At 61.9% G+C, this 20,791-nt stretch carries 22 protein-coding genes; 14 read left to right on the top strand and 8 right to left on the bottom strand.

Annotated elements, in window-relative coordinates:
• The first annotated feature begins 4 nt into the window (after positions 1-4).
• The 8 genes from KG088_RS02490 to KG088_RS02525 all read left to right on the top strand — a co-directional run bounded on the left by KG088_RS02490 (position 5) and on the right by KG088_RS02525 (position 9,123).
• Entirely contained in the window at positions 5-1,165 is a 1,161-nt protein-coding gene (locus KG088_RS02490; protein ID WP_213823916.1) for an ABC transporter permease, read from the top strand.
• The gene (locus tag KG088_RS02495; RefSeq protein WP_213823917.1) at positions 1,162-2,106 is read left to right on the top strand and encodes an ABC transporter ATP-binding protein; all 945 of its coding nucleotides are present in this window, start codon (positions 1,162-1,164) and stop codon (positions 2,104-2,106) included. The genes KG088_RS02490 and KG088_RS02495 overlap by 4 nt, the downstream gene beginning before the upstream one ends.
• Positions 2,099-2,860, top strand: coding sequence for an ABC transporter permease (locus KG088_RS02500; RefSeq protein WP_319941372.1), 762 nt, complete (start codon positions 2,099-2,101; stop codon positions 2,858-2,860). The genes KG088_RS02495 and KG088_RS02500 overlap by 8 nt, the downstream gene beginning before the upstream one ends.
• A 230-nt stretch (positions 2,861-3,090) precedes the next feature.
• A complete protein-coding gene (locus tag KG088_RS02505) occupies positions 3,091-4,305 on the top strand; it encodes a thiamine pyrophosphate-dependent dehydrogenase E1 component subunit alpha (RefSeq protein ID WP_213823918.1) in 1,215 nt (404 codons plus the stop codon).
• A 1-nt stretch (position 4,306) separates the two neighbouring features.
• The gene (locus tag KG088_RS02510; protein ID WP_213823919.1) at positions 4,307-5,284 is read left to right on the top strand and encodes an alpha-ketoacid dehydrogenase subunit beta; all 978 of its coding nucleotides are present in this window, start codon (positions 4,307-4,309) and stop codon (positions 5,282-5,284) included.
• A gap of 45 nt (positions 5,285-5,329) precedes the next feature.
• A complete protein-coding gene (locus KG088_RS02515; protein ID WP_213823920.1) occupies positions 5,330-6,688 on the top strand; it encodes a 2-oxo acid dehydrogenase subunit E2 in 1,359 nt (452 codons plus the stop codon).
• Positions 6,689-6,692: 4 nt separating this feature from the next.
• Positions 6,693-8,555, top strand: coding sequence for a protein kinase domain-containing protein (locus KG088_RS02520; protein WP_213823921.1), 1,863 nt, complete (start codon positions 6,693-6,695; stop codon positions 8,553-8,555).
• A 139-nt stretch (positions 8,556-8,694) separates the two neighbouring features.
• Positions 8,695-9,123: a YqaA family protein gene (locus tag KG088_RS02525; RefSeq protein ID WP_213823922.1), complete on the top strand. Its 429-nt coding sequence runs from the start codon at positions 8,695-8,697 to the stop codon at positions 9,121-9,123.
• A 77-nt stretch (positions 9,124-9,200) separates the two neighbouring features.
• On the opposite strand, the gene KG088_RS02530 is transcribed toward KG088_RS02525, so the two are convergent.
• Both KG088_RS02530 and KG088_RS02535 read right to left on the bottom strand, forming a co-directional pair.
• Positions 9,201-9,641 carry a DUF411 domain-containing protein gene (locus KG088_RS02530; RefSeq protein WP_213823923.1) on the bottom strand — a complete coding sequence of 147 codons (441 nt, stop codon included), beginning with the start codon at positions 9,639-9,641 and terminating at the stop codon, positions 9,201-9,203.
• The gene (locus KG088_RS02535) at positions 9,638-9,781 is read right to left on the bottom strand and encodes a hypothetical protein (protein WP_213823924.1); all 144 of its coding nucleotides are present in this window, start codon (positions 9,779-9,781) and stop codon (positions 9,638-9,640) included. Before KG088_RS02535 ends, KG088_RS02530 begins: the two co-directional genes overlap by 4 nt.
• Positions 9,782-10,027: 246 nt before the next feature.
• On the opposite strand from KG088_RS02535, the gene KG088_RS02540 reads away from it, so the two are divergent.
• Together KG088_RS02540 and KG088_RS19485 are read left to right on the top strand one after the other, a co-directional pair.
• Entirely contained in the window at positions 10,028-10,507 is a 480-nt protein-coding gene (locus tag KG088_RS02540) for a cupredoxin domain-containing protein (RefSeq protein ID WP_213823925.1), read from the top strand.
• Between the two features lie 9 nt (positions 10,508-10,516).
• Positions 10,517-10,816 carry a response regulator gene (locus KG088_RS19485; RefSeq protein ID WP_250148031.1) on the top strand — a complete coding sequence of 100 codons (300 nt, stop codon included), beginning with the start codon at positions 10,517-10,519 and terminating at the stop codon, positions 10,814-10,816.
• On the opposite strand, the gene KG088_RS02550 is transcribed toward KG088_RS19485, so the two are convergent.
• The 3 genes from KG088_RS02550 to KG088_RS02560 form a co-directional block, all read right to left on the bottom strand.
• Positions 10,790-12,088, bottom strand: coding sequence for a TRAP transporter large permease (locus KG088_RS02550; protein ID WP_213823926.1), 1,299 nt, complete (start codon positions 12,086-12,088; stop codon positions 10,790-10,792). The two genes, KG088_RS19485 and KG088_RS02550, sit on opposite strands and share 27 nt — an antisense overlap.
• A 67-nt stretch (positions 12,089-12,155) precedes the next feature.
• Positions 12,156-12,707, bottom strand: a complete 552-nt coding sequence (locus KG088_RS02555; protein WP_213823927.1) for a TRAP transporter small permease — start codon at positions 12,705-12,707, stop codon at positions 12,156-12,158.
• A 70-nt stretch (positions 12,708-12,777) separates the two neighbouring features.
• Positions 12,778-13,782, bottom strand: a complete 1,005-nt coding sequence (locus KG088_RS02560) for a TRAP transporter substrate-binding protein (RefSeq protein ID WP_213823928.1) — start codon at positions 13,780-13,782, stop codon at positions 12,778-12,780.
• A 190-nt stretch (positions 13,783-13,972) separates the two neighbouring features.
• Here KG088_RS02560 and KG088_RS02565 point away from each other — a divergent pair, with 190 nt between their 5' ends.
• Genes KG088_RS02565 through KG088_RS02575 form a run of 3 tightly spaced genes read left to right on the top strand, consistent with a single transcriptional unit; the run spans position 13,973 to position 16,412 of the window.
• Positions 13,973-14,728, top strand: a complete 756-nt coding sequence (locus KG088_RS02565; protein WP_213823929.1) for a 5-oxoprolinase subunit PxpA — start codon at positions 13,973-13,975, stop codon at positions 14,726-14,728.
• 11 nt (positions 14,729-14,739) lie between these two features.
• Positions 14,740-15,471 (top strand): 5-oxoprolinase subunit PxpB, encoded by a 732-nt coding sequence (pxpB, locus tag KG088_RS02570; protein WP_406565579.1) that lies wholly within the window; start codon positions 14,740-14,742, stop codon positions 15,469-15,471.
• Positions 15,471-16,412: a 5-oxoprolinase subunit C family protein gene (locus tag KG088_RS02575; RefSeq protein ID WP_213823931.1), complete on the top strand. Its 942-nt coding sequence runs from the start codon at positions 15,471-15,473 to the stop codon at positions 16,410-16,412. The genes pxpB and KG088_RS02575 overlap by 1 nt, the downstream gene beginning before the upstream one ends.
• A gap of 81 nt (positions 16,413-16,493) precedes the next feature.
• Here KG088_RS02575 and KG088_RS02580 read toward each other — a convergent pair whose 3' ends face one another.
• The 3 genes from KG088_RS02580 to KG088_RS02590 all read right to left on the bottom strand — a co-directional run bounded on the left by KG088_RS02580 (position 16,494) and on the right by KG088_RS02590 (position 19,394).
• Entirely contained in the window at positions 16,494-16,706 is a 213-nt protein-coding gene (locus KG088_RS02580; protein WP_213823932.1) for a hypothetical protein, read from the bottom strand.
• Between the two features lie 186 nt (positions 16,707-16,892).
• Positions 16,893-17,579 carry a DNA-binding transcriptional regulator CsiR gene (gene csiR, locus KG088_RS02585; RefSeq protein WP_213823933.1) on the bottom strand — a complete coding sequence of 229 codons (687 nt, stop codon included), beginning with the start codon at positions 17,577-17,579 and terminating at the stop codon, positions 16,893-16,895.
• A gap of 93 nt (positions 17,580-17,672) precedes the next feature.
• Positions 17,673-19,394, bottom strand: a complete 1,722-nt coding sequence (locus tag KG088_RS02590; protein ID WP_213823934.1) for a SulP family inorganic anion transporter — start codon at positions 19,392-19,394, stop codon at positions 17,673-17,675.
• A 120-nt stretch (positions 19,395-19,514) separates the two neighbouring features.
• Between KG088_RS02590 and KG088_RS02595 the strand changes: the two genes are divergently transcribed.
• Positions 19,515-20,789, top strand: coding sequence for an O-acetylhomoserine aminocarboxypropyltransferase/cysteine synthase family protein (locus KG088_RS02595; protein ID WP_213823935.1), 1,275 nt, complete (start codon positions 19,515-19,517; stop codon positions 20,787-20,789).
• Positions 20,790-20,791: the final 2 nt, after the last annotated feature.

Genomic DNA, 20,791 nt, shown 5'->3' on the forward strand with positions numbered 1-20,791 from the left:
GCGAATGGATCCTCAGCATCATAATCGCGTTTTACCAGCCTTGATGATCGCGGCGTTGGTGGCCTGGTTTGTCGCCGACCTGGTCAGCGTGGCAGCCAACCGCATCGTGCCCGGCGAAGGCGTTGCTACCCTCGATGCCATCGGCTGGGGTGGCGTGCTGGCGGGTTCGCTGGCGATGCTCGCGGTGGCCATATTGGGGTTTCGTCCCAACCCGCGCAAATACCGCGCTGCCTTGATTGTGACGGTGACCATGCTGATGGCCCTGCCGGCGGTGCTCGCGCTGGCCGCCGCCAGGCTCGCCGATTCCGATATGCCTCAGGCGCGCCTGGGTATCGGGCCGGGCTTCTGGGTCGTGCTGTTCGTGACGTTGCTGGCCATGATCGAGTTGCGCACCCGCCTGGGGGTCTCACGCCTCAATGGCTGGGTGCTGATGCTTCCCGTGGTACTCAGCTGGTGGCTGTGTCTGAGTCTGTGGCTGGCGCCATTGGCGCTGCTCCAAGAGTTTCGTGGGCGTAGTGATCAGTTCGTGTCTGCCGTGCTCTATCACTTGGCACTGGTCGGTGCAGCAGTCGGCACAAGCCTGGTGCTGGGTGTGGCACTGGCGCTCGCCATGCGGCGTTTCCCGACCCTGCAGCGCGCCGGTTTTGGCGTCCTCAATTTTCTGCAGACCATTCCCAGCCTGGCCCTGTTCGGTCTGTTGCTGGCACCGCTCGCCTGGCTAGCGGCCAATGTCGAGTGGGTCTCGACTCTCGGGGTACGTGGCATCGGCTGGGCCCCGGCATTGATCGCTCTGGTGGCATACAGCCTGCTGCCGATGGTGCGCAACACCTTTGTGGCGCTTTCGCAAGTCGATCCGGGCGTGATCGAATCCGCGCGGGGCATGGGCATGAGTCACGTACAGGTTTTTCTTCAGGTGCGGTTGCCGCTGGCACTGCCGGTCATGCTGGAGGGTGTTCGAATCACTACCGTGCAGGCGATCGGTCTCACTGCCGTGGCGGCCTTGATCGGCGCCGGAGGACTGGGTGGCTTTATCTTCCAGGGGTTGGGGCAGGCGGCGATGGACCTGGTGCTGCTGGGTGCGCTGCCGATTTTGGGCATGGCCTTGGTGGCGGATGCCTTGCTCGGGGCCTTGAGCGAGCGACTGCGCCCGGGAGGGGCGAAATGATCGAACTCTTTGACGTCACCAAACGCTTTGGCGAGGAAGCCGCCGTCGATGCCATTTCGCTGCGGGTCGATAGTGGCGAGCTGTGTGCGCTGGTCGGCACCTCAGGATGCGGCAAGTCGACGACGCTGCGCATGATCAACCGTCTGATCGAGCACAGTGATGGCGAGATCCATATCGACGGTCAGCCGGTTCGTCGCTTCAAGGAAGACACGCTCAGGCGACGTATCGGTTATGTAATCCAGAGCACCGGTTTGTTTCCACATTGGACGGTAGCCCGCAACATTGGCCTTGTGCCACGGCTTCTCAAGTGGTCGCCCGAGCGGATCGAATCGCGAGTCGAGGAGTTGATGACACTGTTGGGGTTGCCGCACGAGGCATTCGCCGACAAGTATCCCGACCAACTGTCGGGAGGACAGGCACAGCGTGTCGGCGTGGCCCGCGCGCTGGCCGCCGACCCGGACATCTTGCTGATGGACGAGCCGTTTGGTGCCCTGGATCCCATCACTCGCGAGGCGCTTCAGGACGAGTTGCGCGAATTGCAGGCGCGACTGCACAAGACCATCGTCTTTGTGACCCACGACATGGACGAGGCATTGCGTCTCGCCGACAAGCTGGTGGTGATGGACGCCGGGCGGATCGTCCAGCAAGGCACCCCCCTGGAGTTGCTCCGCGAGCCGGCAACCCCCTTCGTCGAGTCGATGCTTGGTGGCGATGATCGTGGCCTGAAGGAAACTAGCCTGGTGCGTGTCAGTGAGCGCATGCAGCCGCCAGGACAGACACTCAACGCGAAGGCCCGGGTCCATCGTGATGCTACGCTTCGCCAGGCGCTCGCGGTCATGTTTCGCGAGCACGCCGATCAACTCACGGTGTTCGATGACGAAGATAGGCCCGTGGGCGAGCTGTCGTTACAGCGCCTGGTCGGGGTCACACGCCATGAATGAGCATGGTGTTCAATGGCGAGCAAACCGCGCCCTGCGCCACTGGCGTCTGCCACTGGCATGGTTGGTGCTGCTGACGGCGTTGACCGTCGGCATGGCCGAGCTGGAGAGTGTGTTTCGCTGGGTCGAGGCCGACAGTCGACAGGTGATCTACGATCGCGCCGACTTCGTCACCTTGCTAGGACGTCATCTGCTGGTGGTGTCGGTGGCCTCGTTGCTGGCCACGCTGATCGGGGTGAGTGCGGCCATCGCCGTGACGCGCCACGCCGGCCAGGATTTCCTACCGCTGGTCGCGCAGATCGCCTCCATGGGCCAGACCTTTCCGCCCGTTGCGGTGCTGGCCCTGGCCGTGCCGGTGCTGGGCTTCGGAACCTTGCCGATCATCGTCGCCTTGCTGCTCTACGGACTGCTGCCCATCGTGCGCAATACCCTGGCGGGGTTACAGGGCATCGAGCCATCGATACTCGAGGCGGCCCGTGGCATGGGCATGAGCGGGGGCCAGGTGCTTCGTCAGGTCGAACTGCCCTTGGCCGCGCCGGTGATTCTGGCGGGCATCCGCACCTCGGTAACGGTCAGCATCGCCACCGCCGCACTGGGAGCGACGGTCGGTGCCAGCAACCTCGGCGATCCCATCATCTCCGGCATCGTTAACGGCAATACTGCCTATATCCTGCAAGGCGCGCTGATGATCGGGTTGCTGGCACTTACCGTGGACAGCACGTTCGAGCGTCTGACCGTGCGGCGCATCAGTCGCTGAACCTGCGTAGTGAATCCCACTTAGTGACCCTTCCCGCATAGTGACTCTCGCTTGTAAGTCAATATCACCTGCAATCTGGAGGCAACGTCCGCGCGGGAAAACGCTTTCCCTCACATGCCGCTTACGTTAACGTCAGGTTTGATTGCGTTGACGGCCGCCGGGGCCGATCCCCTGGCGGAGAGGCTCATTAGCGACAACACTGCCCTCAAAAGGGACCCAGGATCACGGTGATGACAACGACAACAGATATCCACTCGCCGGACTTTCTCGCTGGCGATGAATTCAGCATTCCCACCTTCCGCCTCCTTCAACAGGACGGCACGCTCTTCGACGGGGCGGTGGCGCCCGAGCTGAGCCGCGAAGAGGCGCGACACATCTATCATGCCATGGTGGCGACCCGGGTACTCGACGAGCGCATGATGGCGGCGCAACGTCAGGGCCGGCTGAGTTTCTACATGCAGTGCACCGGCGAGGAAGCCGCGGTCGTCGGCGCAACAGCGGCGCTCGATGACGCCGACATGATCATGGCGCAGTACCGTGAGCAGGGTGCCCTGATGTATCGCGGTTTCAGCTTCGACGAGTTCATGAACCAGTTGTTCGGCAACGAGCTCGATTATGGCAAGGGCCGCCAGATGCCGATCCATTATGGATCGCGCAAGCTCCACTACATGACCATCTCTTCACCGCTGGCCACGCAGATTCCCCAGGCCACCGGCTTTGCCTATGGGCAGAAGCTGGCCGGAGAAGGGCAGTGCACCATCGTGTTCTTCGGCGAGGGTGCCGCTTCTGAAGGCGACTTCCATGCGGCCTTGAACATGGCGGCGGTGCATCAGGTGCCAGTGATTTTCTTCTGTCGTAACAACGGCTACGCGATCTCCACGCCCTCCATCGAACAGTTCGCTGCCGATGGCGTGGCGCCGCGTGCGTTCGGTTACCGTATGCATGTGATCCGCGTCGATGGCAACGATATCCTGGCGGTCTACGACGCCACTCGGGCGGCGCGTCGCCTGGCCGCCGAGCACAACCAACCGGTGCTGATCGAGGCGATGACCTACCGCCTGGCGGCCCATTCCTCGTCGGACGACCCCTCGGGGTATCGCTCGAAGAAGGAAGAAGAGGCCTGGCGTGAGAAGGATCCGCTCTTGCGTATGCGTCGCTGGCTGAACGACAAGGGCTGGTGGAGCGACGAGGAAGAGACGGAGTGTCAGGAGCGCCTGCGTCGCGAGGTGCTCGAAACCATGAAGCGTGCCCAGAAGCGCCCGCCGCCACCACTCGATAGCCTGGTCACCGATGTCTATGCCGACGTGACGCCGGCCCTGCAGCGCCAGCTGGATACCCTCAAGACGCACATTCGTCGCTATCCCGACGCCTATCCGAAGGGTGCCATGTCGCTGGACCCCGATGTCTCGCCGCGTGACGACGCCGACGACAAGGGAGGCGCCTAGGATGCCGACCATGAACATGCTGCAGGCCATCAATAACGCGCTGGATATCGCCATGGCCGAGGACGACAAGGTGCTCTGCTTTGGCGAGGACGTGGGCGGCTTCGGCGGGGTTTTCCGTGCCACGAGTCATCTTCAGGAAAAGTACGGCAGGTCGCGCTGCTTCAATACGCCGCTGGTCGAACAGGGCATCATCGGCTTCGCCAACGGCCTGGCCGCCCAGGGTTCGGTCCCGGTCGCCGAAATCCAGTTCGCCGACTACATCTACCCGGCCTTCGACCAGATCGTCAACGAGACGGCCAAGTTCCGTTACCGCTCGGGGGATCTCTTCAACGTCGGCGGACTGACCATTCGCGCGCCCTACGGGGGCGGCATTGCCGGGGGCCACTACCATTCCCAATCCCCCGAGGCCTATTTTGCGCACACGCCGGGTCTCAAGGTAGTGGTGCCGCGCGATCCCTACCAGGCCAAGGGGCTGCTGCTGGCGTCGATTCGTGACGCCGACCCGGTGATCTTCTTCGAACCCAAGCGTCTCTATCGGGCCTCCACCGGCGAGGTGCCCGAGGAGGATTACCAGCTGCCCATCGGCGAGGCCGAGGTCACCCGCGAAGGCGCCGACGTCACCCTGGTGGGCTGGGGGGCGCAGATGGAAGTCATCGAGCGCGCCGTCGAACTTGCCGAGAAGGAAGGGATTTCCTGCGAGGTCATCGACCTGCGCACCATCCTGCCCTGGGACGAGGACAGCGTGGTGGAGTCGGTACTCAAGACCGGGCGACTCCTGATCACCCACGAGGCGCCATTGACCGGAGGCTTCGCCGCCGAGATCGCGGCCACCGTCCAGGAGCGTTGTTTCCTGTATCTGGAATCGCCGATCGCCCGAGTGACCGGCCTGGATACGCCGTTTCCGCTTACGCTGGAAAAGGAGTATCTGCCCGACCATCTGAAGATCTTCGAGGCGATCAAGGCCAGCCTGGCCTTCTGACGATTCGGTATCAGGGCTTATGCGAGCCAGGACAGGAGACGCATCATGAGCGAGTTCAAGCTGCCCGATATCGGTGAAGGTATCGTGGAGTGCGAGATAGTCGAATGGCGGGTCGCCGAGGGTGATCTCATCGAGGAGGACCAGCCGGTGGTCGAAGTCATGACCGACAAGGCGTTGGTCGAGATCACGGCCCCCGAGGCGGGCAGGGTGACGCGGTTATTCGTCCCCAAGGGCGAGATTGCCAAGGTGCATGCGCCGTTGTTTTCCTATGACGTCCAGGGTGAGGGTCAAGGACAAGGCGACGATCAAGAAGGAGGAGAACTGGGCGACTTGCAGGAAAAACCGCAGGGAAGTGTTCCGCTTGATGACGAACGTGTTAGTAACGACAGAGACGCTGGGCTCGACGACGGTTCATTCACCGATTCGGCATCGGCGCCTTCGGCCGAGCAACGAGTGGCGTCGAGCGAGGCCTCGAGGGGGCAGGGGCCCTATGGACGCATTCCCGCGAGCCCGGCAGTGCGTCGATTGCTGCGCGAACATGGCCTGGCCCTCGAGGATGTGCCTGGTTCCGGCAAGGACGGCCGGGTGCTCAAGGACGATGTGTTGCATGTGCTCGAGCAGGGGGTCGACAAGGGTAGCGAGCCGGCGGCCCGAACCGATGCCGCGGTCGAAGGCGGGCGGCGTCATTCCGATGCGGCCGAGACTCGGGTGGAGCCCCTGCGCGGCATGCGGGCGGTCATGGCGCGGCGGATGGTCGAGGCGGCGACCACGATCCCTCACTTCCACTATGGCGAGCAGCTCGACGTCACCGACCTGCTCGCTCTGCGCGAACGGCTCAAGCCGCGTGCCGAGGCGCAGGACTCGAAGTTGACACTGATGCCCTTCTTCATGAAGGCCCTGGCGCTGGCGGTGCAGGAATTTCCGATTCTCAATGCGCGCCTGAACCAAGCCGTCGACGAGATCCATTATCTGCCGTCGGTGAATATCGGCATGGCCGTGGATGGCAAGGCCGGATTGATGGTTCCCAACGTCAAGGGTGTGGAGCGATTGAGCCTGCTCGAGCTTGCCAGGGAGACGCAGCGCCTGACCGCTGAGGCGCGCGAGGGGCGAGTCGCCCAGCAGGACCTCAAGGGCGGTACCATCAGCATCTCCAATATCGGCGCGCTGGGCGGGACCTACGCCGCGCCGATCATCAACGCCCCGGAAGTGGCGATCGTCGCCATCGGCAAGACGCAGTGGTTGCCGCGCTTCGATGAAAACGACAATGTCATCAAGCAGGCCATCCTGACCGTCACCTGGGCGGGCGATCACCGTCTCATCGATGGCGGTACCATGGCCCGCTTCTGCAACGCCTGGAAAGGTTATCTTGAAGCTCCGGAAACCATGTTACTGAACCTTAGCTAAGCCCATGAGTCATGGTCCCCTGCAGCAGTTCTATATACCCGAAGAGCAATCGGTGTATCTGCTCAGCCATGACGATGCGCGCAAACTCAAGGCGTGGGTGGCGTTGTGCCAGACACAGCTCGAGCAACTGGGTTATCGCCATATCGAGTTGATCGGCAAGGGGGCCTACGGATTCGTGTTCGCCGGGCTCACTGGGCTCGGCGACGAATACGTGTTCAAGTTCACCCGGGTGAACCTGCCCCAGCATCTCCAGGACCGGCTCGAGGAAGAGGCCTTCATGCTGGAACAGGTCGATCATCCCCGCGTGCCCAAGCTGATCGTCTTCCAACGCGTGCGTCGCCAGTCGATCCTGGTGATGCAGCGCGCCCCCGGGCTCAACCTGGAGGAGGTGTCGCTTCGCGAAGGGCGGCTCTCACCGCGCCTGGTGGTGCGCATTGCCGATCAGATCGCCGATATCCTGCGCACCCTGCGTCGAGAAGCGTCCCATAAGCCGGGCAGTGGGCTCATCGACAGGCCCATCGTGCATGGCGACATCAAGCCCTCCAATCTGGTGTTCGACGCCGGTATCGAGCGGGTAGCGCTGATCGACTGGGGATCCTCGGTCTTCGCGCAACTCGATGCCAATCTGCAGTTCGTGGCGGCCAACGTCATGGAGCTGATGTCGGACAACCTGCAGCAGACCAACGCCCGACTGGGGGACGTCTACTTCATCGGCGAAGAGCAGCTCAATGGGGCGTTGTCTTCGCCCCGCTTCGATGAGCAGGGCGCCGCGGCCACCCTCTATGCGCTGGCCTCGGCCCAATCCTGTCGTTTCGGTCATCGCGCCATTCCCGCGACCTCACTGGGCCTCCCGGTCGAGTTTGCCCGCATGCTCGACGCGATGCTCGACCCCGACCCGCGCACGCGGTTGAAGGCAGGTGATCATTTCATCCGCGAGATGCCGCGGCTCGCCAGGCTGGTCATGCTCGACATCCCTCAGAAATCCGCTGCGCCGCTGGTGCCGGTATGGGTGCGTCCGGCGACGCGCGAGATCGATACCGTGGTCTACAGCTCGCGCAAGGCCTTTCTGCGCGAGGAAGGCGAGCCGGAGACACTCAACGATGTCAACGACGTGCAGCTTGATCGCTATTACAAGAATTTCATGCAGGGCATGGGCGAAACCGAGAAAGCCTTTCTCGCCGCCGTGAGTCGGCTGGGCAAGTACCCGGTGGTCGGGGGGCTGGCGGTACGCTGGGAGGCCGAAGGCGTCTACATCGATACCTCACTCAACCTGCACGATGCGGCGCTCAAGTCGGCCTTTGTCGCGGCCGTGAACAACATGGTGACGCTCGCCCGGGCCATTCATCGCCGTGGCATCTTCAAGAGCTGTCTGTTCAACGCCCGCGATACCCTGCACCTGGACCGCGAGGGCCCCGAGCGTCCCTTCGTGATCGAACCCGGCATGCGTCTGGCCTTCGAGGTCAGCGCGATGCCGGAGCTGGAGGACCATACCCGCGTGCACAGTTACTTCGAGGACGGCCCCGACCCCGAAGAGTTCCTGGTATTGCCCCAGGCGATCATCGCCTCGCTTGAAGCGCTCAACGAGATCCATCACACCGGCATGATCATCTTCGAGGCACTGCCGGCGCATCTCAAGATCCACAGCTACTATCGCCTGCTCGACCCCTCGCGAGAGGCGGAATTTCGCCAGCGGCTGGACGATATTCTCGCGGCGGTGGGGCTGATCGAGGGGCTTGGGGTTTCAGGTTTCATGAAGATGCCCTACAAGGATACCCGCCTGTTTGCGCACGTGGCCCGACAGCCTGAGCGTTTCTATCCCCGCGATCCGCGAGCGGCGCTGGTGGCGGTAGATACCACCCGACGCTAGAGAGTCATGAAGGGAACGGCTTCTTGGCCGGAGCCGACGATGTTCAGGCTATTGAATAGGAATCAGGGGACGGACTTGATCTTATGTCGTTGCGTTTCAAGAGGGCAGAAAGCGTTCTGGAAGGACGCACGATAGTGCCATGCTGAGCCTCTTTCTGGTGGCGCTGATCAGCGCCACTTTGCTGCCCGGTGGCTCCGAGGTATGGCTGGCCCGACAGTGGTGCCTTAATCCATCCTGGTTGGGTCTTTGGGCGGTGGCCACCGCCGGCAATAGCCTGGGGAGCTTGATCAATGTGGCCCTGGGTCGCTATGCGCGTCACTTCAGCGACCGCTGGTGGTTTCCTGCTAGTCCTGCTGGGCTGGCCAGGGGCGAGCACTGGTATCGGCGCTTCGGTCAAGCCAGCTTGTTGCTGTCTTGGGTACCGGTGGTTGGTGACCCGCTCACCGTTCTTGCCGGTATCTTTCGCTTGCCCTTGTGGCGAGCCGCATTGCTGATCATCCTTGCCAAGGGTGGCCGCTACGCCTTGGTACTTATGCTCGCCGAGGCTTGGCTGGCACCGCTGTGTTGAGCAAAACTGTCCTTGAAACGCTTCGCCCCGGCGAGTTCCGGGGCGAAGTGGTTATACTCGACATGCCCGACGGATCCTCAAAGGGTTATGAAGGAGGCGTCCTGCCGGTCGGTGAACTGATACACCTCATAGGGCTCTTGCTGAGGGCCAGGCATACCGGGAGTGCCAATAGGCATGCCAGCCAGGCCGATGCCATCGATGTCGGGTTGCTCCTCGAATAGCTTCTCGATGGCTGCCATGGGGACATGGCCTTCGATGATATAGTCGCCCATCTCGATGGTATGACAGGAACCAAGGCCATAGGGAACGCCCGAGGCTTCCTTGATCTTGCCCAGTTCCACGTCGTCGATGATGGTCACGTCAATGCCCATCTCCTCCAGGTGGCGACCGTACTCATCACAGCAGCCACATTGCGGGTTCTTGTAGAGGGTAGCTTCAGTCGGCATGGCCGCCTGAGCGGTAGTCGCGCCCAGCAGCAGGGCGCCGGAGAGAAGCAGGGGAGTGGTGTAACGGCTCATGTACGATCTCCTTTGGAAGAGAAGAGGTATTTGACGAGAGAGGCGATACCCAAGCCTACGAGAAGCAGGAAGGCGAGTGGCATCACCCAGCCCATCCAGCCCATGGCACCCATGTGGGCAAAGCAATCGCTGGTCATCATGATGTGATTCCTGATAATGGTACAAGTGAATTTGGTAGCGGGCGCGTGGCCGGCGTCACCGTGGTGATGGAGGCCTCATCAAGGCCCTTTCATTTTATGCGAATGTCGCATATCAGCTTAAAACCTGTGGGTAGCCCCTAGGTCAAGAAGACTTATCCCTTTGCAAGCAATCTGTTCCGGGTTCAGTCTCATTTCAGTTTCGTGCGGTATAAACGAGATTCCCAGCACCACTGATGAGATGACACGATGCGCAAGACACTGCTGGCCCTGGCACTGGGCATGATCACGACCACGGCATTCGCTGCCGGTGAGCATGGCGGCTCCCACGCTGACGTGAGCGAGGCCGATATCGATCGCACCATCAGCTTTGAGGCGGGCGACATGTGGTTCGACTCAGAAAGTCTCGACATCTCACCGGGTGAGACCGTCAAGTTCGAGATCGTCAACACCGGTAATCTCGGGCATGAATTTGTCATCGGGGATGCCGAGGCGCAGGAAGCGCACCGCAAGATGATGCAGGAAATGAGTGGCGGGCACGATGATGGTGGACATGACATGGCCGAGGGAGAGCATGGCGGCAACATGCCGGCGATTACCATCGCGAAGGGCGAGACGGCAGAACTCGTCTGGACCGCCCCCGAGAACGTCGACGACCTGGAGTATGCCTGCAACATCCCGGGGCACTATGAGGCCGGCATGTCAGGAAACATCGATCTCCAGGGGTGATGCTCCCGCATGAAATTTTTGCTGCTCGAAGATGACGACCTGCTCGCGGAGAGCCTGGCCGAGAGTCTGAAGGACAACGGTTACCGCGTCGATCCGGCCACCTCGTTGAGAGTGGCCAGATCCGTCATGAGGACCGAGAACTATGCCCTGGCCATTCTCGATCTCGGATTGCAGGACATGACACGGCGCTTCTGGATCGGCCTGGTGCTGGCCCTGCCGGTGCTGATGCTGGAGATGGGCGGTCACCTCTTCAGGCTCGATCATCTGATAGTCAGCCATCGCTCAGCGGTTTCCCATGGCCGTCGGTAGGAAGGTCACGATTTCGGGAAACAGGCTGATCAGCACCAGGCCCAGCATCATCAGGAAGAAGAAGGGCATGGCCGCCCAGGCGATATAGAGGATGTCGCGGCCGGTCATTCCCTGCAGGACGAATAGGTTGAAGCCCACCGGGGGGGTGATCTGGGACATTTCCACCACGATTACCAGATAAATGCCGAACCAGATCAGGTCGATGCCCGCCGCCTCGACCATCGGTAGCATGATCGAGGTGGTCAACACGACCACCGAGATGCCGTCAAGAAAGCAGCCGAGCAGAATGAAGAACACCGTCAGTGCCGCCAGCAGCATGAAGGGTGAAAACCCCTGGGCGCCGATCCAGGCGGCGAGATCGCTGGGCAGGCCGGTGAAACCCATGGCGACCGTGAGAAACGACGCTCCGGCGAGGATGAAGGCGATCATGGTCGAGGTGCGCACCGCGCCCATCAGGGCGTCGCGAAACACCTCCCTGTCCATGTTGCCCTGCGCCTTGGCGAGTATCAGCGACAGTAAGACCCCGACAGCGGCCGCCTCGGTGGGCGAGGCCAGGCCTGCGTAGATCGAGCCGATCACGCCAATAATGAGGGCCAGCAGTGGCGCCAGCCGCCTCGAGCGGCGCAGTCGTTCCGACCAGGGCATGCTGGGATCAGCCGCAGGAATCCGCTCGGGATGCCGCCAGGACCAGAGCATCAGGTAACCGGCGAACAGGCTGACCAGCAACAGCCCTGGAAACACCCCGGCCATGAACAGTCGAGCGATGGACTGTTCGGTGGCGACGCCGAAGACGATCAGGATGATCGAGGGCGGGATCAATAGCCCGAGGGTGGCCGAACCGGCGAGGGTGCCGATGACCAGTTGCTCGTCATAACCGCGGCGAGTGAGCTCGGGGAGAGTCATCTTGCCCATGGTGGCGCAGGTGGCCGCCGATGAGCCGGAAACGGCGGCGAACAGACCGCAGCCCACCACGTTGGTATGCAGCAACCGACCGGGAATGCGCTGCATCCAGGGTGAGAGACCCGTGAACATGTCGTCGGCAAGACGCGAGCGGAAGAGGATCTCGCCCATCCAGATGAACATTGGCAGGGCCGTCAGTTCCCAACTGTAGCTGGATCCCCAGACATTGGAGGCCATGACATCGCCGGTGGGAATGGAGGTGAACTGCTCGATGGCGATCCAGCCCAGGGCGAGCAGCGAGAACGCCACCCAGACGCCGCTCCCCAGGAGTACCAGCAGCACGACGAAAAGCGTCAGCATGATCAACAGCATGATCGTGCCTTATTTATGGGTCGTGTTTGGTTCATAGGTCGTGCCCTGTACGTAGGTCTTGACTCGTTCATAGTGGCGGCTGGTCGTCGATGGCGAACGATGTGGGATCACGTAGCGCGGTCAGCAGGGTCTGAACGAAGGCTTCGCCAAGCGCCAGGCAGAACAGCAGCACGCCCAGAAGCATCGCCGACTGGGGAATCCACAAGGGAATGCTGATCAGGCCGTAGGAGGTTTCACCGAAGGCGATGCTGTCGGCAAGCAGCCAATAGAGGTACCAGGCCAGGTAAAGGCACAGCACCAGCGAAATGGCCAGACAGAAGGTCTCGACGTATACGCGGATATGCATCGGTAGGCGGCCGATCAGCAGCGTGACCCGGATATGGGCACCGTTGACGAAGGTGTAGGCGAGTCCCAGGAAGCTGGCGCCGACCAGCAGGAACCCGGACACTTCCGACAGGCCGGGAATGGCCAGACCGATGCGATCACCGCCGATCCCCGTGGCGATTCGGTCGATGATCCGGCCGAGGATCTGTGCCGTGATCAAGGTGCAGATCAGGATCAGACAGGCAGCCGAGAGGTAGCCGCCCAGGTTGTAAAGCGCTCTGAAACGGTAGGTCATGACGGCAACCGAAGGCAGACCCGGGGCGTGTCAAGCCCCGGTGGGATAAGGTTCAGTGGTGGAGGCGCGCTCAGTCGCGGACGTTCTCATAGGCATCGAGGATCGTCTGGCCCTGTTCGCCGGCACGCCCGACCCATTCTTCGGTCATGGTTTCGCCGACCTGCTGGAGTAATTCGGCCAGTTCCGGCGTTGGCTCGGTGACCTCTATGCCGTTCTCTTCCAGGACGGCGAGCGCATCGTCGGTTTCCTGGCGGCTCATGTCCCAGCCACGCGTTTCCGCCTCGGTAGCGGCGTCGAGCAGAGCCTGCTGGGTGGCCTCATCGAGTCGCGAGAATGCTTGTTCGCTGACGATGACCATGTTCTTGGGCAGCCACAGTTGCGCATGGTTGAAGTGGTTCAGGTAATCCCAGGCCTTGGTGTCGGCCCCCGTGGCAGGAGAGGTGATCATGGCATCGACACGGCCGGTGCTGAAGGCGGTGGGAATATCCGGCACCTCGACCTGGGTGGGTACGGCGCCGGTCAATTGGGCGAGCCGCTCACTGGCAGCGTTGTAGGCACGCATGCTGAGGTTCTTCAGGTCGTCTGGACCTTCCAGCGCTTCCTGGGTGTAGATTCCCTGTGGCGGCCAAGGGACAGCAAACAGCAGACGAAGCTGCTGCTCGGCCAGTTCCTCGGCAATTACCTCGCGAGAGGCGTCCCATAGCGCCTGTGCCTCGTCATAACTGGCCGCCAGATAGGGCACCGAGTCGACCTCGAAGATCGGGTTCTCGTTGGCCAGGCGCGACATGATCAGTTCACCGATCGGCACGATACCGCGACGCACCGAATTCTTGATCTCGGCATGGCCGATCAGCGAGCCGTTGGAATGCACGGTGATGTCCAGTTCACCATCGGTGGCCTCGCGAACATCGTCGGCAAATTCGCGGATATTGACGGTGTGAAAGGTCGGGTCACCGTAGGGTGTCGGCATGTCCCATTCCGTGGCGGCCTGGACACCGGCGCTCAGGGTCATGACGCCCAAGCCCATCGCAGCGGTCATGCCGAGGTGGGCCAGTGGCTTGAGTCGAGTGGTCATGAACGCGTCCTCATTCGGTTGGTTTATCGGGCTGGAGGCCAATCATCTCGACTTAGATAATAGCCATTGTTTCAAACCGGGGGCGGGTCTATCACCCATGTGTCATCAACGGTAACGGGGTAAGGCATGGCTGTGTTGTCGTGAAAACGTTGGTAGATTGGATTATATCGCCGCGCGGAGAGACGCCTTCATGAAAGCCTTGCTGTTGAATGCCGATGTGGGAGAGAGCTTCGGGTCCTGGGTGATGGGGCTCGACCATGAGGTGATGCCGTATGTCGATCTGGCCAACGTGGCCTGTGGTTTTCATGCCTCGGACCCGGACGTGATGCGAAGGACCGTCGCACTGGCCCGGCAGTATGGCGTCAGGGTCGGTGCCCATCCGGCGTATCCCGACCTGGTCGGCTTCGGGCGCCGTTCCCTGGCCTGCAGCGCCGAGGAGATCGAGAATATGGTGCTCTACCAGGTCGGGGCACTGGCGGGGATCGCGCGTGCCGAGGGCGTCGAGCTCGATTACGTGAAGCCCCATGGCGCGTTGTATAACGACATGATTCGCGAGCCGGCGACGCTGTCGGCCGTCATGCGCGCCGTCGTGGCGTTCGACACTCGCCTGCCGCTGATGGTGATGGCGACACGGGATACGTCTCCGGCTCGCGAGCTTGGCGAACAGCATGGCGCAAGCTTGTGGTTCGAGGCCTTCGCCGATCGGGCTTACGATGGTGAGGGGCGGCTGGTCTCACGCCGCGAACCCGGCGCCGTGCATCATGATCGCGAGGTGATCGTCGACCAGGCGCGTCGCATTGCGACTGGCAAGCCTCTCACCGCTAGCGATGGAAGTGACTTGATGCTCTCGGCCGATACCCTCTGCGTCCATGGTGACAATCCCGAATCCATCGCGTCGGTCAAGGCGATTCGCCATGCGCTCGACGGCCTCGTGCAGTCCTCATGAGAGCACGAGACGTGAGTCGATTGCCTAGGGTCGAGCCGGCCGGGCTAGATGCCTGGCTGCTGCGTCTGTTTGACACCATCGACGAAGCCAATCTCCCATGGATGACCGCTTTGACACGGGCGTGCGAGAAGGCCCTGGGGCCCGATCTGGTGGATCTTGTGCCGTCATACACCACGCTGCTGGTGGTCTTCGATCCGCTGCGACTCGAGCCCGACGCAGCTCGTCGATGTCTTGAGGCACAATTGGCCTCACTAACCCCCGATGGGGCAGGCGACGACGGCAAGCGTCATGAACTACCGACCTGGTACGACGTCAGTGTCGGGCCAGAGCTACCAACATTAGCCGAGCGCAGCGGCTTGAGTGTGGACGAAGTAATTGCCTGTCACAGCGAACGGAGCTATCGCGTGTTTGCCCTGGGCTTCGCGCCGGGTTTCGCCTTCATGGGGCTGCTCGACGAGCGTCTCGAGTGCCCACGGCTGGATACGCCGCGTCGACGCGTCCCCATGGGCAGCGTGGCCGTCACGGGGCGTCAGACGGCGGCGTATCCGGCTGTGACCCCGGGGGGGTGGAACCTGATTGGCCGTACCTCGACAACGTTGTTCGACCGGCACCATGACGGTTTCAGTCTGCTGCGCATGGGAGACCGCGTGCGTTTCGTGAGTGTCGATCGCGCCGATTTCGAGGCCGCAGGTGGTGACGCGACCCCCATGGACCCTATGCCCAAGCACAAGGAGCACTCGTGATGGCCGAGGAAGGCGTATCCGGGTTGCGGGTCCAACGTGCCGGTCCTCTGGCCTTGCTGCAGGATGCCGGCCGCTTCGGCGTGCGTCAGCTAGGGGTGACTCAGGGCGGTCCCGCGGATCTGCATGGTTGGGCCTGGGCCAACCGGTTGGTAGGCAATGACTGGGGGGCGCCGGCATTGGAAGTGACCTTTGGTGGCCTGGAACTTGTCGCCGAACGGGATCTCTCGGTCGCAATTGCCGGGGCCGACCTTGGTGTCACCGTAGACGGAAAACCGTTGGCCATCTGGCGGTCCCTTACGCTTCGCGAAGGACAGGTGCTGGCCTTCGCCTCTCCTGTCAATGGATTACGGGCGTACCTGGCCGTCGCGGGCGGCTTTCGGGCCCTGCCGGTGCTGAACAGCGTGGCGTGCGTCGTGCGTGAAGGGTTGGGAGGGCATGACGGCGAAGGACACAAGCTTGCCGAGGGAGATCGCTTGCGGGTTTCTGCAACGGCCGGTCGAGAGGCGCCGGTCGACGCTGCCCAGCCCCCTTCGCCTCCCGATTATCAGCAGCCCGGGCCACTCGGTCTGCTCGCCGGTGCACAAATCGCCGAGTTCTCGGGTACCAGCCTGTTTCGCGCCTTCAATACGGTTTGGCGTGTGGATGACCGTGCCGATCGCATGGGTGTTCGGCTGACCGGGCCACGCCTGCAATGCCGGCTGTCGACAATGATCTCCGAGGGGATCGGCATGGGAGCCGTACAGGTGCCCCCTGATGGACAGCCAATCGTGCTGCTCAATGATCGACAGACCATTGGTGGCTACCCGCGCCTGGGTGCATTGACGCCGCTTGCCGCGAGCCGGCTCGCTCAATGCCTGCCGGGTCAGGAGGTGAAAATCATGGCCGTCTCGCACGAGCGAGCGCTGGCCGAGTATCGACGCTTTCGTGGCGGCTTCGGCTGAACTAGCTTTAGCTGAACCAGGAAAGCGTGCATGCGGCTAAACCGAACTCCAAGCCGAGCCCTAATCTGAACTATGCTGTCATCATGCGCCCAGACCACTTTCGCGCAGTAACTGATCGATAGGTCGCTCGACGCGATTGAGCGCGGAAGTCTCCAGCAACAGCTGGCTCTCCAGGCCGTTGAGTCCATCATCGAGGCAACGTTCGATCAGCACGGTTTTGCTGAGCCCGGTCTGTCGGCTGAGTCTTTCGAGGCGTCCTTCGGTATCGCGGGGAAATCGCAGCAGGTGTGGCATCGGGTTTCTCCATCAGCTGGCGCCTCGAGTCGTAAGCGCCCATGGTCTAACATCAGTCTACCATCGCCGATCGCGGGGATTGGCTGATATCGAGTCTCGTGACTTTCCATGACGTCTTCATGACATCGAGCTATGGCGTTTGCTGACAAGGTTAAAACTCCTGGCGGATTTCATGCCAAGAGACACTTATGCCAGGCCGTGCCGGTGCATCACTTCGGTAATGACAGGAACAGGGGTCATCAAGTGGTCATGGATCAGTTCCGTGGCGCGCTCGGCGTTGCGTGCCAGAATGACCTCGACAAGTTCGGCATGCTCCTGTCGCTTGCGTGCCAATGCCGAATCGGAAAATACGGTCTCGCGTAGCCATAGGTGGCGGTAGCGCTCGACCTGGTCGAAAAGGTTGTCGCGCACCTGCAACAGGTGGGGCGAATGGCAGCCTTTTACCATGGCAGTGTGAAACGCCTTGTGGCGCGTGTCCCAGACTTCCAGCAACTCGTCGGGGCTATTGACCTCTACGACCTTGGCCAGGGTATGGGCGCAGGCCAGGATATCGGCTTCCCAGGTATCGTCACCACGCTCGATGGCCAGTCGTAGCATCATGGCTTCCAACTGGGCGCGTGCGTCGTAAAGGTCGGCAAGTTCGGCCAACGACATCGGCGCCACCCGGTAGCCGCGCTGGCTGATCGCTACGACCAACCGATCGGCAACCAGTTGCGACAACGCTTCGCGCAACGGCCCGACCCCCAGGGCGTAGCGTGCCTTGAGCCCTGTCATCAGCAGCTTTTCGCCTGGTGGGAACACGCCACGGATGATGTCGCGCTTGAGCCATTGATAGGCGCTGATGCCAAGATTCTGTCGAGGGGGTTGCGCCATGATGCCGCCGTTCGCTAAATAATAGCGCCATAGTAACCGATCGTCGCAACTCTCGTTAATCGTCGCCAACGCCGATACGGAGCGTCACTCGCTTCAATCGGCATCATCCGGCTTGCGGTTGAGCTCAGTCCAGGCAGCGAAGGTGCTCAGAAAGACCCGGCCGGTGATGTCGTTGAGAAAATCGCTGTTCTTTAGTCGGTCCATGACCGGCCCCTTGACCTCCGCCAGGTGCATGGTGACGTCAGAATCCTTGAGGCGGGCATTGATGGCATCGAGGCTTTCCAGTGCCGAGGCGTCAATGAGGTTCACGGCCGAACAGATCAGCACGACATGCTCCAATTCCGGCCGGCTCGCGACCAGGCTGTAAAGCGTATCCTCCAGGTAGCGCGCATTGGCGAAATAGAGACTCTCGTCGATGCGCAGCAAGGCGATATGGCTGGCGGTTTCGGTACTGTGTCGTTCGATGTTGCGAAAGTGCTCGGTGCCCGGGATGCGTCCCACGAGCGCGCTGTGGGGCCGGCTGGTGCGATACAGGAATAGGCCGATGGAAAGCACCACCCCGGCGATGATCCCGGCTTCGACCCCCTCGACCAGCGTCAGTAGAATGGTCACGGCCATGGCCGAGAAATCGCTACGCGAATAGCGCCAGGTCTGACGAACCATGGGAATGTCGACCAGCGTAAGAATGGCCACGGTGATGGTGGCCGCCAGGGTAGCGATAGGCAGGTGATGGAGCAGCGGGGTCAGGGCAAATGTCACGATACCGATACCCACTGCCGCGAAGAGGCCTGCCATGGGAGTTTGGGCGCCGGCATCGAAGTTGATCACGGTGCGTGACAAGCCCCCGGTAACCGGCATGCCGCCCGAGAAGGCCGCTGCCAAGTTGGCACCCCCCAGGCCAATCAGCTCCTGATTAGGCGAGATGCGCTGGCGTCGCTTGGCGGCGAGCATCTGTCCCATGGAAACCGATTCGACGAACCCCACCAGGCTGATCAGCAAAGCGGGGACGAGCAGGTGTTGCCATAGTGATGCATCGAAGAAGGGCAGAGTGAGAGGCGGAAGCCCTCGCGGGATGTCACCGACCACGGCGACGCCTTGCTGGGCCAGATCAAAGTGCCAGGCGACAAGCGTCGTTACCACGACCGCGAGCACGGGGCCGGCCTTGGCCAGAAGGGTCGCCAGGCCCGGGCTCAGGCCGACACGCATCAGCGTGGATTTCCCTTGGTGGCGCACGCCGACCAGGAACAGCAGGCTGCCGGCACCGATGGCCAGGGTCGGCCAGTGAATCTCGGCAAGTTGCGAGGCCAGGCTGACGACGAGGGCCATCACCGTATAACCACTGCTCTCGATGCCCAGCAAATGGCCCGCCTGGCTAGCGGCGATCAGGATCCCTGACGCCGACAGGAAGCCGGCAATCACCGGATGGCTCAAGAAGTTGGTGAAAAAGCCCATCCGCAATAGGCCCATCAGCGTGAGCATTCCCCCCGACAGCATTGAAAGCACCAGAGCCGCCTGGAGATACTCGGGACTGCCCGGTGCGGCCACGCCACCGAGCGCAGCGCCGGTCATCAGAGCGATGATCGCCACCGGACCTACCGCCAGGGTGCGGCTGGTGCCGAGCAACGTGTAGGCGACCAGCGGTAGAATACTGGCATAGAGACCAACCACGGCTGGCAGACCGGCGAGCAGGGCATAGGCCAGGGACTGGGGGATCACCATGATGGTGACGATGACCCCGGCCAGCAGATCGGCACCACCCAGTCGAAGGTTGTAGTGCGGCAGCCAGGTGAGAATCGGCAGGTAGCGCTTGAGCATCCGGTCTCTTCGCGTTGTGGGTCTGGACCCTCAGACTAAACGATATTGGTGGATGGGTTGAGTGTTGGTTAGCATCAGATGAAATAACGCAACACCGAATCGACCTCCACAGGACACGCCATGAAACCCGAAACCATCGCCTTGCACCACGGCTATGTTCCCGACGACCAGCATGCCGTGGCGATACCCATTCATCAAACCACGTCGTTCGCTTTCGACAGCGCCCAGCATGCGGCTGACCTCTTCGACCTCAAGGTCGAGGGCAACATCTATTCGCGCATCATGAACCCCACCTGTGCCGTACTGGAGCAGCGGATTGCGGCATTGGAGGGAGGTATCGCCGGACTGGCAGTCGCCTCGGGAATGGCCGCGATCACCTACACCATTCAGACCATCGCCGAGGCTGGCGACAATATCGTCTCGATCAGCGAATTGTACGGCGGCACCTATAACCTCTTTGCCCATACTTTTCCGCGCCAGGGCATTAAGGTACGCTTCGCCGACAAGGATGATATCGACGGTATCGAGTCGCTGATCGACGCGCGTACCAAGGCGGTGTTCTGTGAGAGTGTCGGGAACCCGTCGGGCAGCGTGGTCGACATGCAGAGACTGACCGAGGCTGCACATCGACATGGGGTACCGGTGATCGTCGACAACACGGTGCCTACGCCTTTCTTGTGGCGGCCGATCGAGCACGGTGCCGATATCGTCATTCACTCCGCTACCAAGTACATCGGTGGCCACGGCACTACCATGGGCGGGGTCATCGTCGATTCCGGCAAGTTTCCCTGGGCCGACCATGCCGATCGTTTCCCGCTGCTCAACGAGCCTGACGCCTCCTATCACGGCGTCTGCTATACCCGTGACCTGGGCGAGGCTGCCTTCATCGGCAGGGCCCGGGTAGTGCCGCTGCGCAACATGGGGGCGGCACTCTCTGCTCAAGCGGCGTGGAACCTGCTGCAGGGTCTGGAGACGCTGGCGCTACGTATCGAGTGTATTTGCAAAAACGCTCGATCCGTTGCCGAGTATCTGGAAGGCCATCCGCAGGTGACTTGGGTCCAGTACGCCGGTCTGCCCGGCCACAAGGATCAAGAACTGGCCCAGCGCTACATGGGTGGGCATGCATCGGGCATTCTCAGTTTCGGTATCAAGGGTGGGCGCGAGGCCGGGGCGCGGTTCTACGACGCGCTGGGCATGATCCTGCGGCTGGTCAACATCGGTGATGCCAAGACGTGCTCGTCGATTCCCGCTGCGACCACGCACCGCCAACTCAACGATGATGAGCTCAAGGCCGCCGGCGTCACCGCCGACATGGTGCGCCTCTCCATCGGCATCGAGCACGTCGACGACATCATTGCCGACCTGGAGCAGGCGATCGCCGCCAGCCAGGCTTGAAG

It is taken from the genome of Halomonas jincaotanensis, assembly GCF_018448785.1.
Taxonomy (GTDB): domain Bacteria; phylum Pseudomonadota; class Gammaproteobacteria; order Pseudomonadales; family Halomonadaceae; genus Halomonas; species Halomonas jincaotanensis.

Excerpts from the sequence above, each read along its gene's own strand:
- KG088_RS02490 (WP_213823916.1), top strand. The coding sequence starts at position 5 with ATGGATCCTCAGCATCATAATCGCGTTTTACCAGCCTTGATGATCGCG.
- KG088_RS02495 (WP_213823917.1), top strand. The coding sequence starts at position 1,162 with ATGATCGAACTCTTTGACGTCACCAAACGCTTTGGCGAGGAAGCCGCC.
- KG088_RS02500 (WP_319941372.1), top strand. The coding sequence starts at position 2,099 with ATGAATGAGCATGGTGTTCAATGGCGAGCAAACCGCGCCCTGCGCCAC.
- KG088_RS02505 (WP_213823918.1), top strand. The coding sequence starts at position 3,091 with ATGACAACGACAACAGATATCCACTCGCCGGACTTTCTCGCTGGCGAT.
- KG088_RS02510 (WP_213823919.1), top strand. The coding sequence starts at position 4,307 with ATGCCGACCATGAACATGCTGCAGGCCATCAATAACGCGCTGGATATC.
- KG088_RS02515 (WP_213823920.1), top strand. The coding sequence starts at position 5,330 with ATGAGCGAGTTCAAGCTGCCCGATATCGGTGAAGGTATCGTGGAGTGC.
- KG088_RS02520 (WP_213823921.1), top strand. The coding sequence starts at position 6,693 with ATGAGTCATGGTCCCCTGCAGCAGTTCTATATACCCGAAGAGCAATCG.
- KG088_RS02525 (WP_213823922.1), top strand. The coding sequence starts at position 8,695 with ATGCTGAGCCTCTTTCTGGTGGCGCTGATCAGCGCCACTTTGCTGCCC.
- KG088_RS02530 (WP_213823923.1), bottom strand. The coding sequence starts at position 9,641 with ATGAGCCGTTACACCACTCCCCTGCTTCTCTCCGGCGCCCTGCTGCTG.
- KG088_RS02535 (WP_213823924.1), bottom strand. The coding sequence starts at position 9,781 with ATGATGACCAGCGATTGCTTTGCCCACATGGGTGCCATGGGCTGGATG.
- KG088_RS02540 (WP_213823925.1), top strand. The coding sequence starts at position 10,028 with ATGCGCAAGACACTGCTGGCCCTGGCACTGGGCATGATCACGACCACG.
- KG088_RS19485 (WP_250148031.1), top strand. The coding sequence starts at position 10,517 with ATGAAATTTTTGCTGCTCGAAGATGACGACCTGCTCGCGGAGAGCCTG.
- KG088_RS02550 (WP_213823926.1), bottom strand. The coding sequence starts at position 12,088 with ATGCTGTTGATCATGCTGACGCTTTTCGTCGTGCTGCTGGTACTCCTG.
- KG088_RS02555 (WP_213823927.1), bottom strand. The coding sequence starts at position 12,707 with ATGACCTACCGTTTCAGAGCGCTTTACAACCTGGGCGGCTACCTCTCG.
- KG088_RS02560 (WP_213823928.1), bottom strand. The coding sequence starts at position 13,782 with ATGACCACTCGACTCAAGCCACTGGCCCACCTCGGCATGACCGCTGCG.
- KG088_RS02565 (WP_213823929.1), top strand. The coding sequence starts at position 13,973 with ATGAAAGCCTTGCTGTTGAATGCCGATGTGGGAGAGAGCTTCGGGTCC.
- KG088_RS02575 (WP_213823931.1), top strand. The coding sequence starts at position 15,471 with ATGGCCGAGGAAGGCGTATCCGGGTTGCGGGTCCAACGTGCCGGTCCT.
- KG088_RS02580 (WP_213823932.1), bottom strand. The coding sequence starts at position 16,706 with ATGCCACACCTGCTGCGATTTCCCCGCGATACCGAAGGACGCCTCGAA.
- csiR (WP_213823933.1), bottom strand. The coding sequence starts at position 17,579 with ATGGCGCAACCCCCTCGACAGAATCTTGGCATCAGCGCCTATCAATGG.
- KG088_RS02590 (WP_213823934.1), bottom strand. The coding sequence starts at position 19,394 with ATGCTCAAGCGCTACCTGCCGATTCTCACCTGGCTGCCGCACTACAAC.
- KG088_RS02595 (WP_213823935.1), top strand. The coding sequence starts at position 19,515 with ATGAAACCCGAAACCATCGCCTTGCACCACGGCTATGTTCCCGACGAC.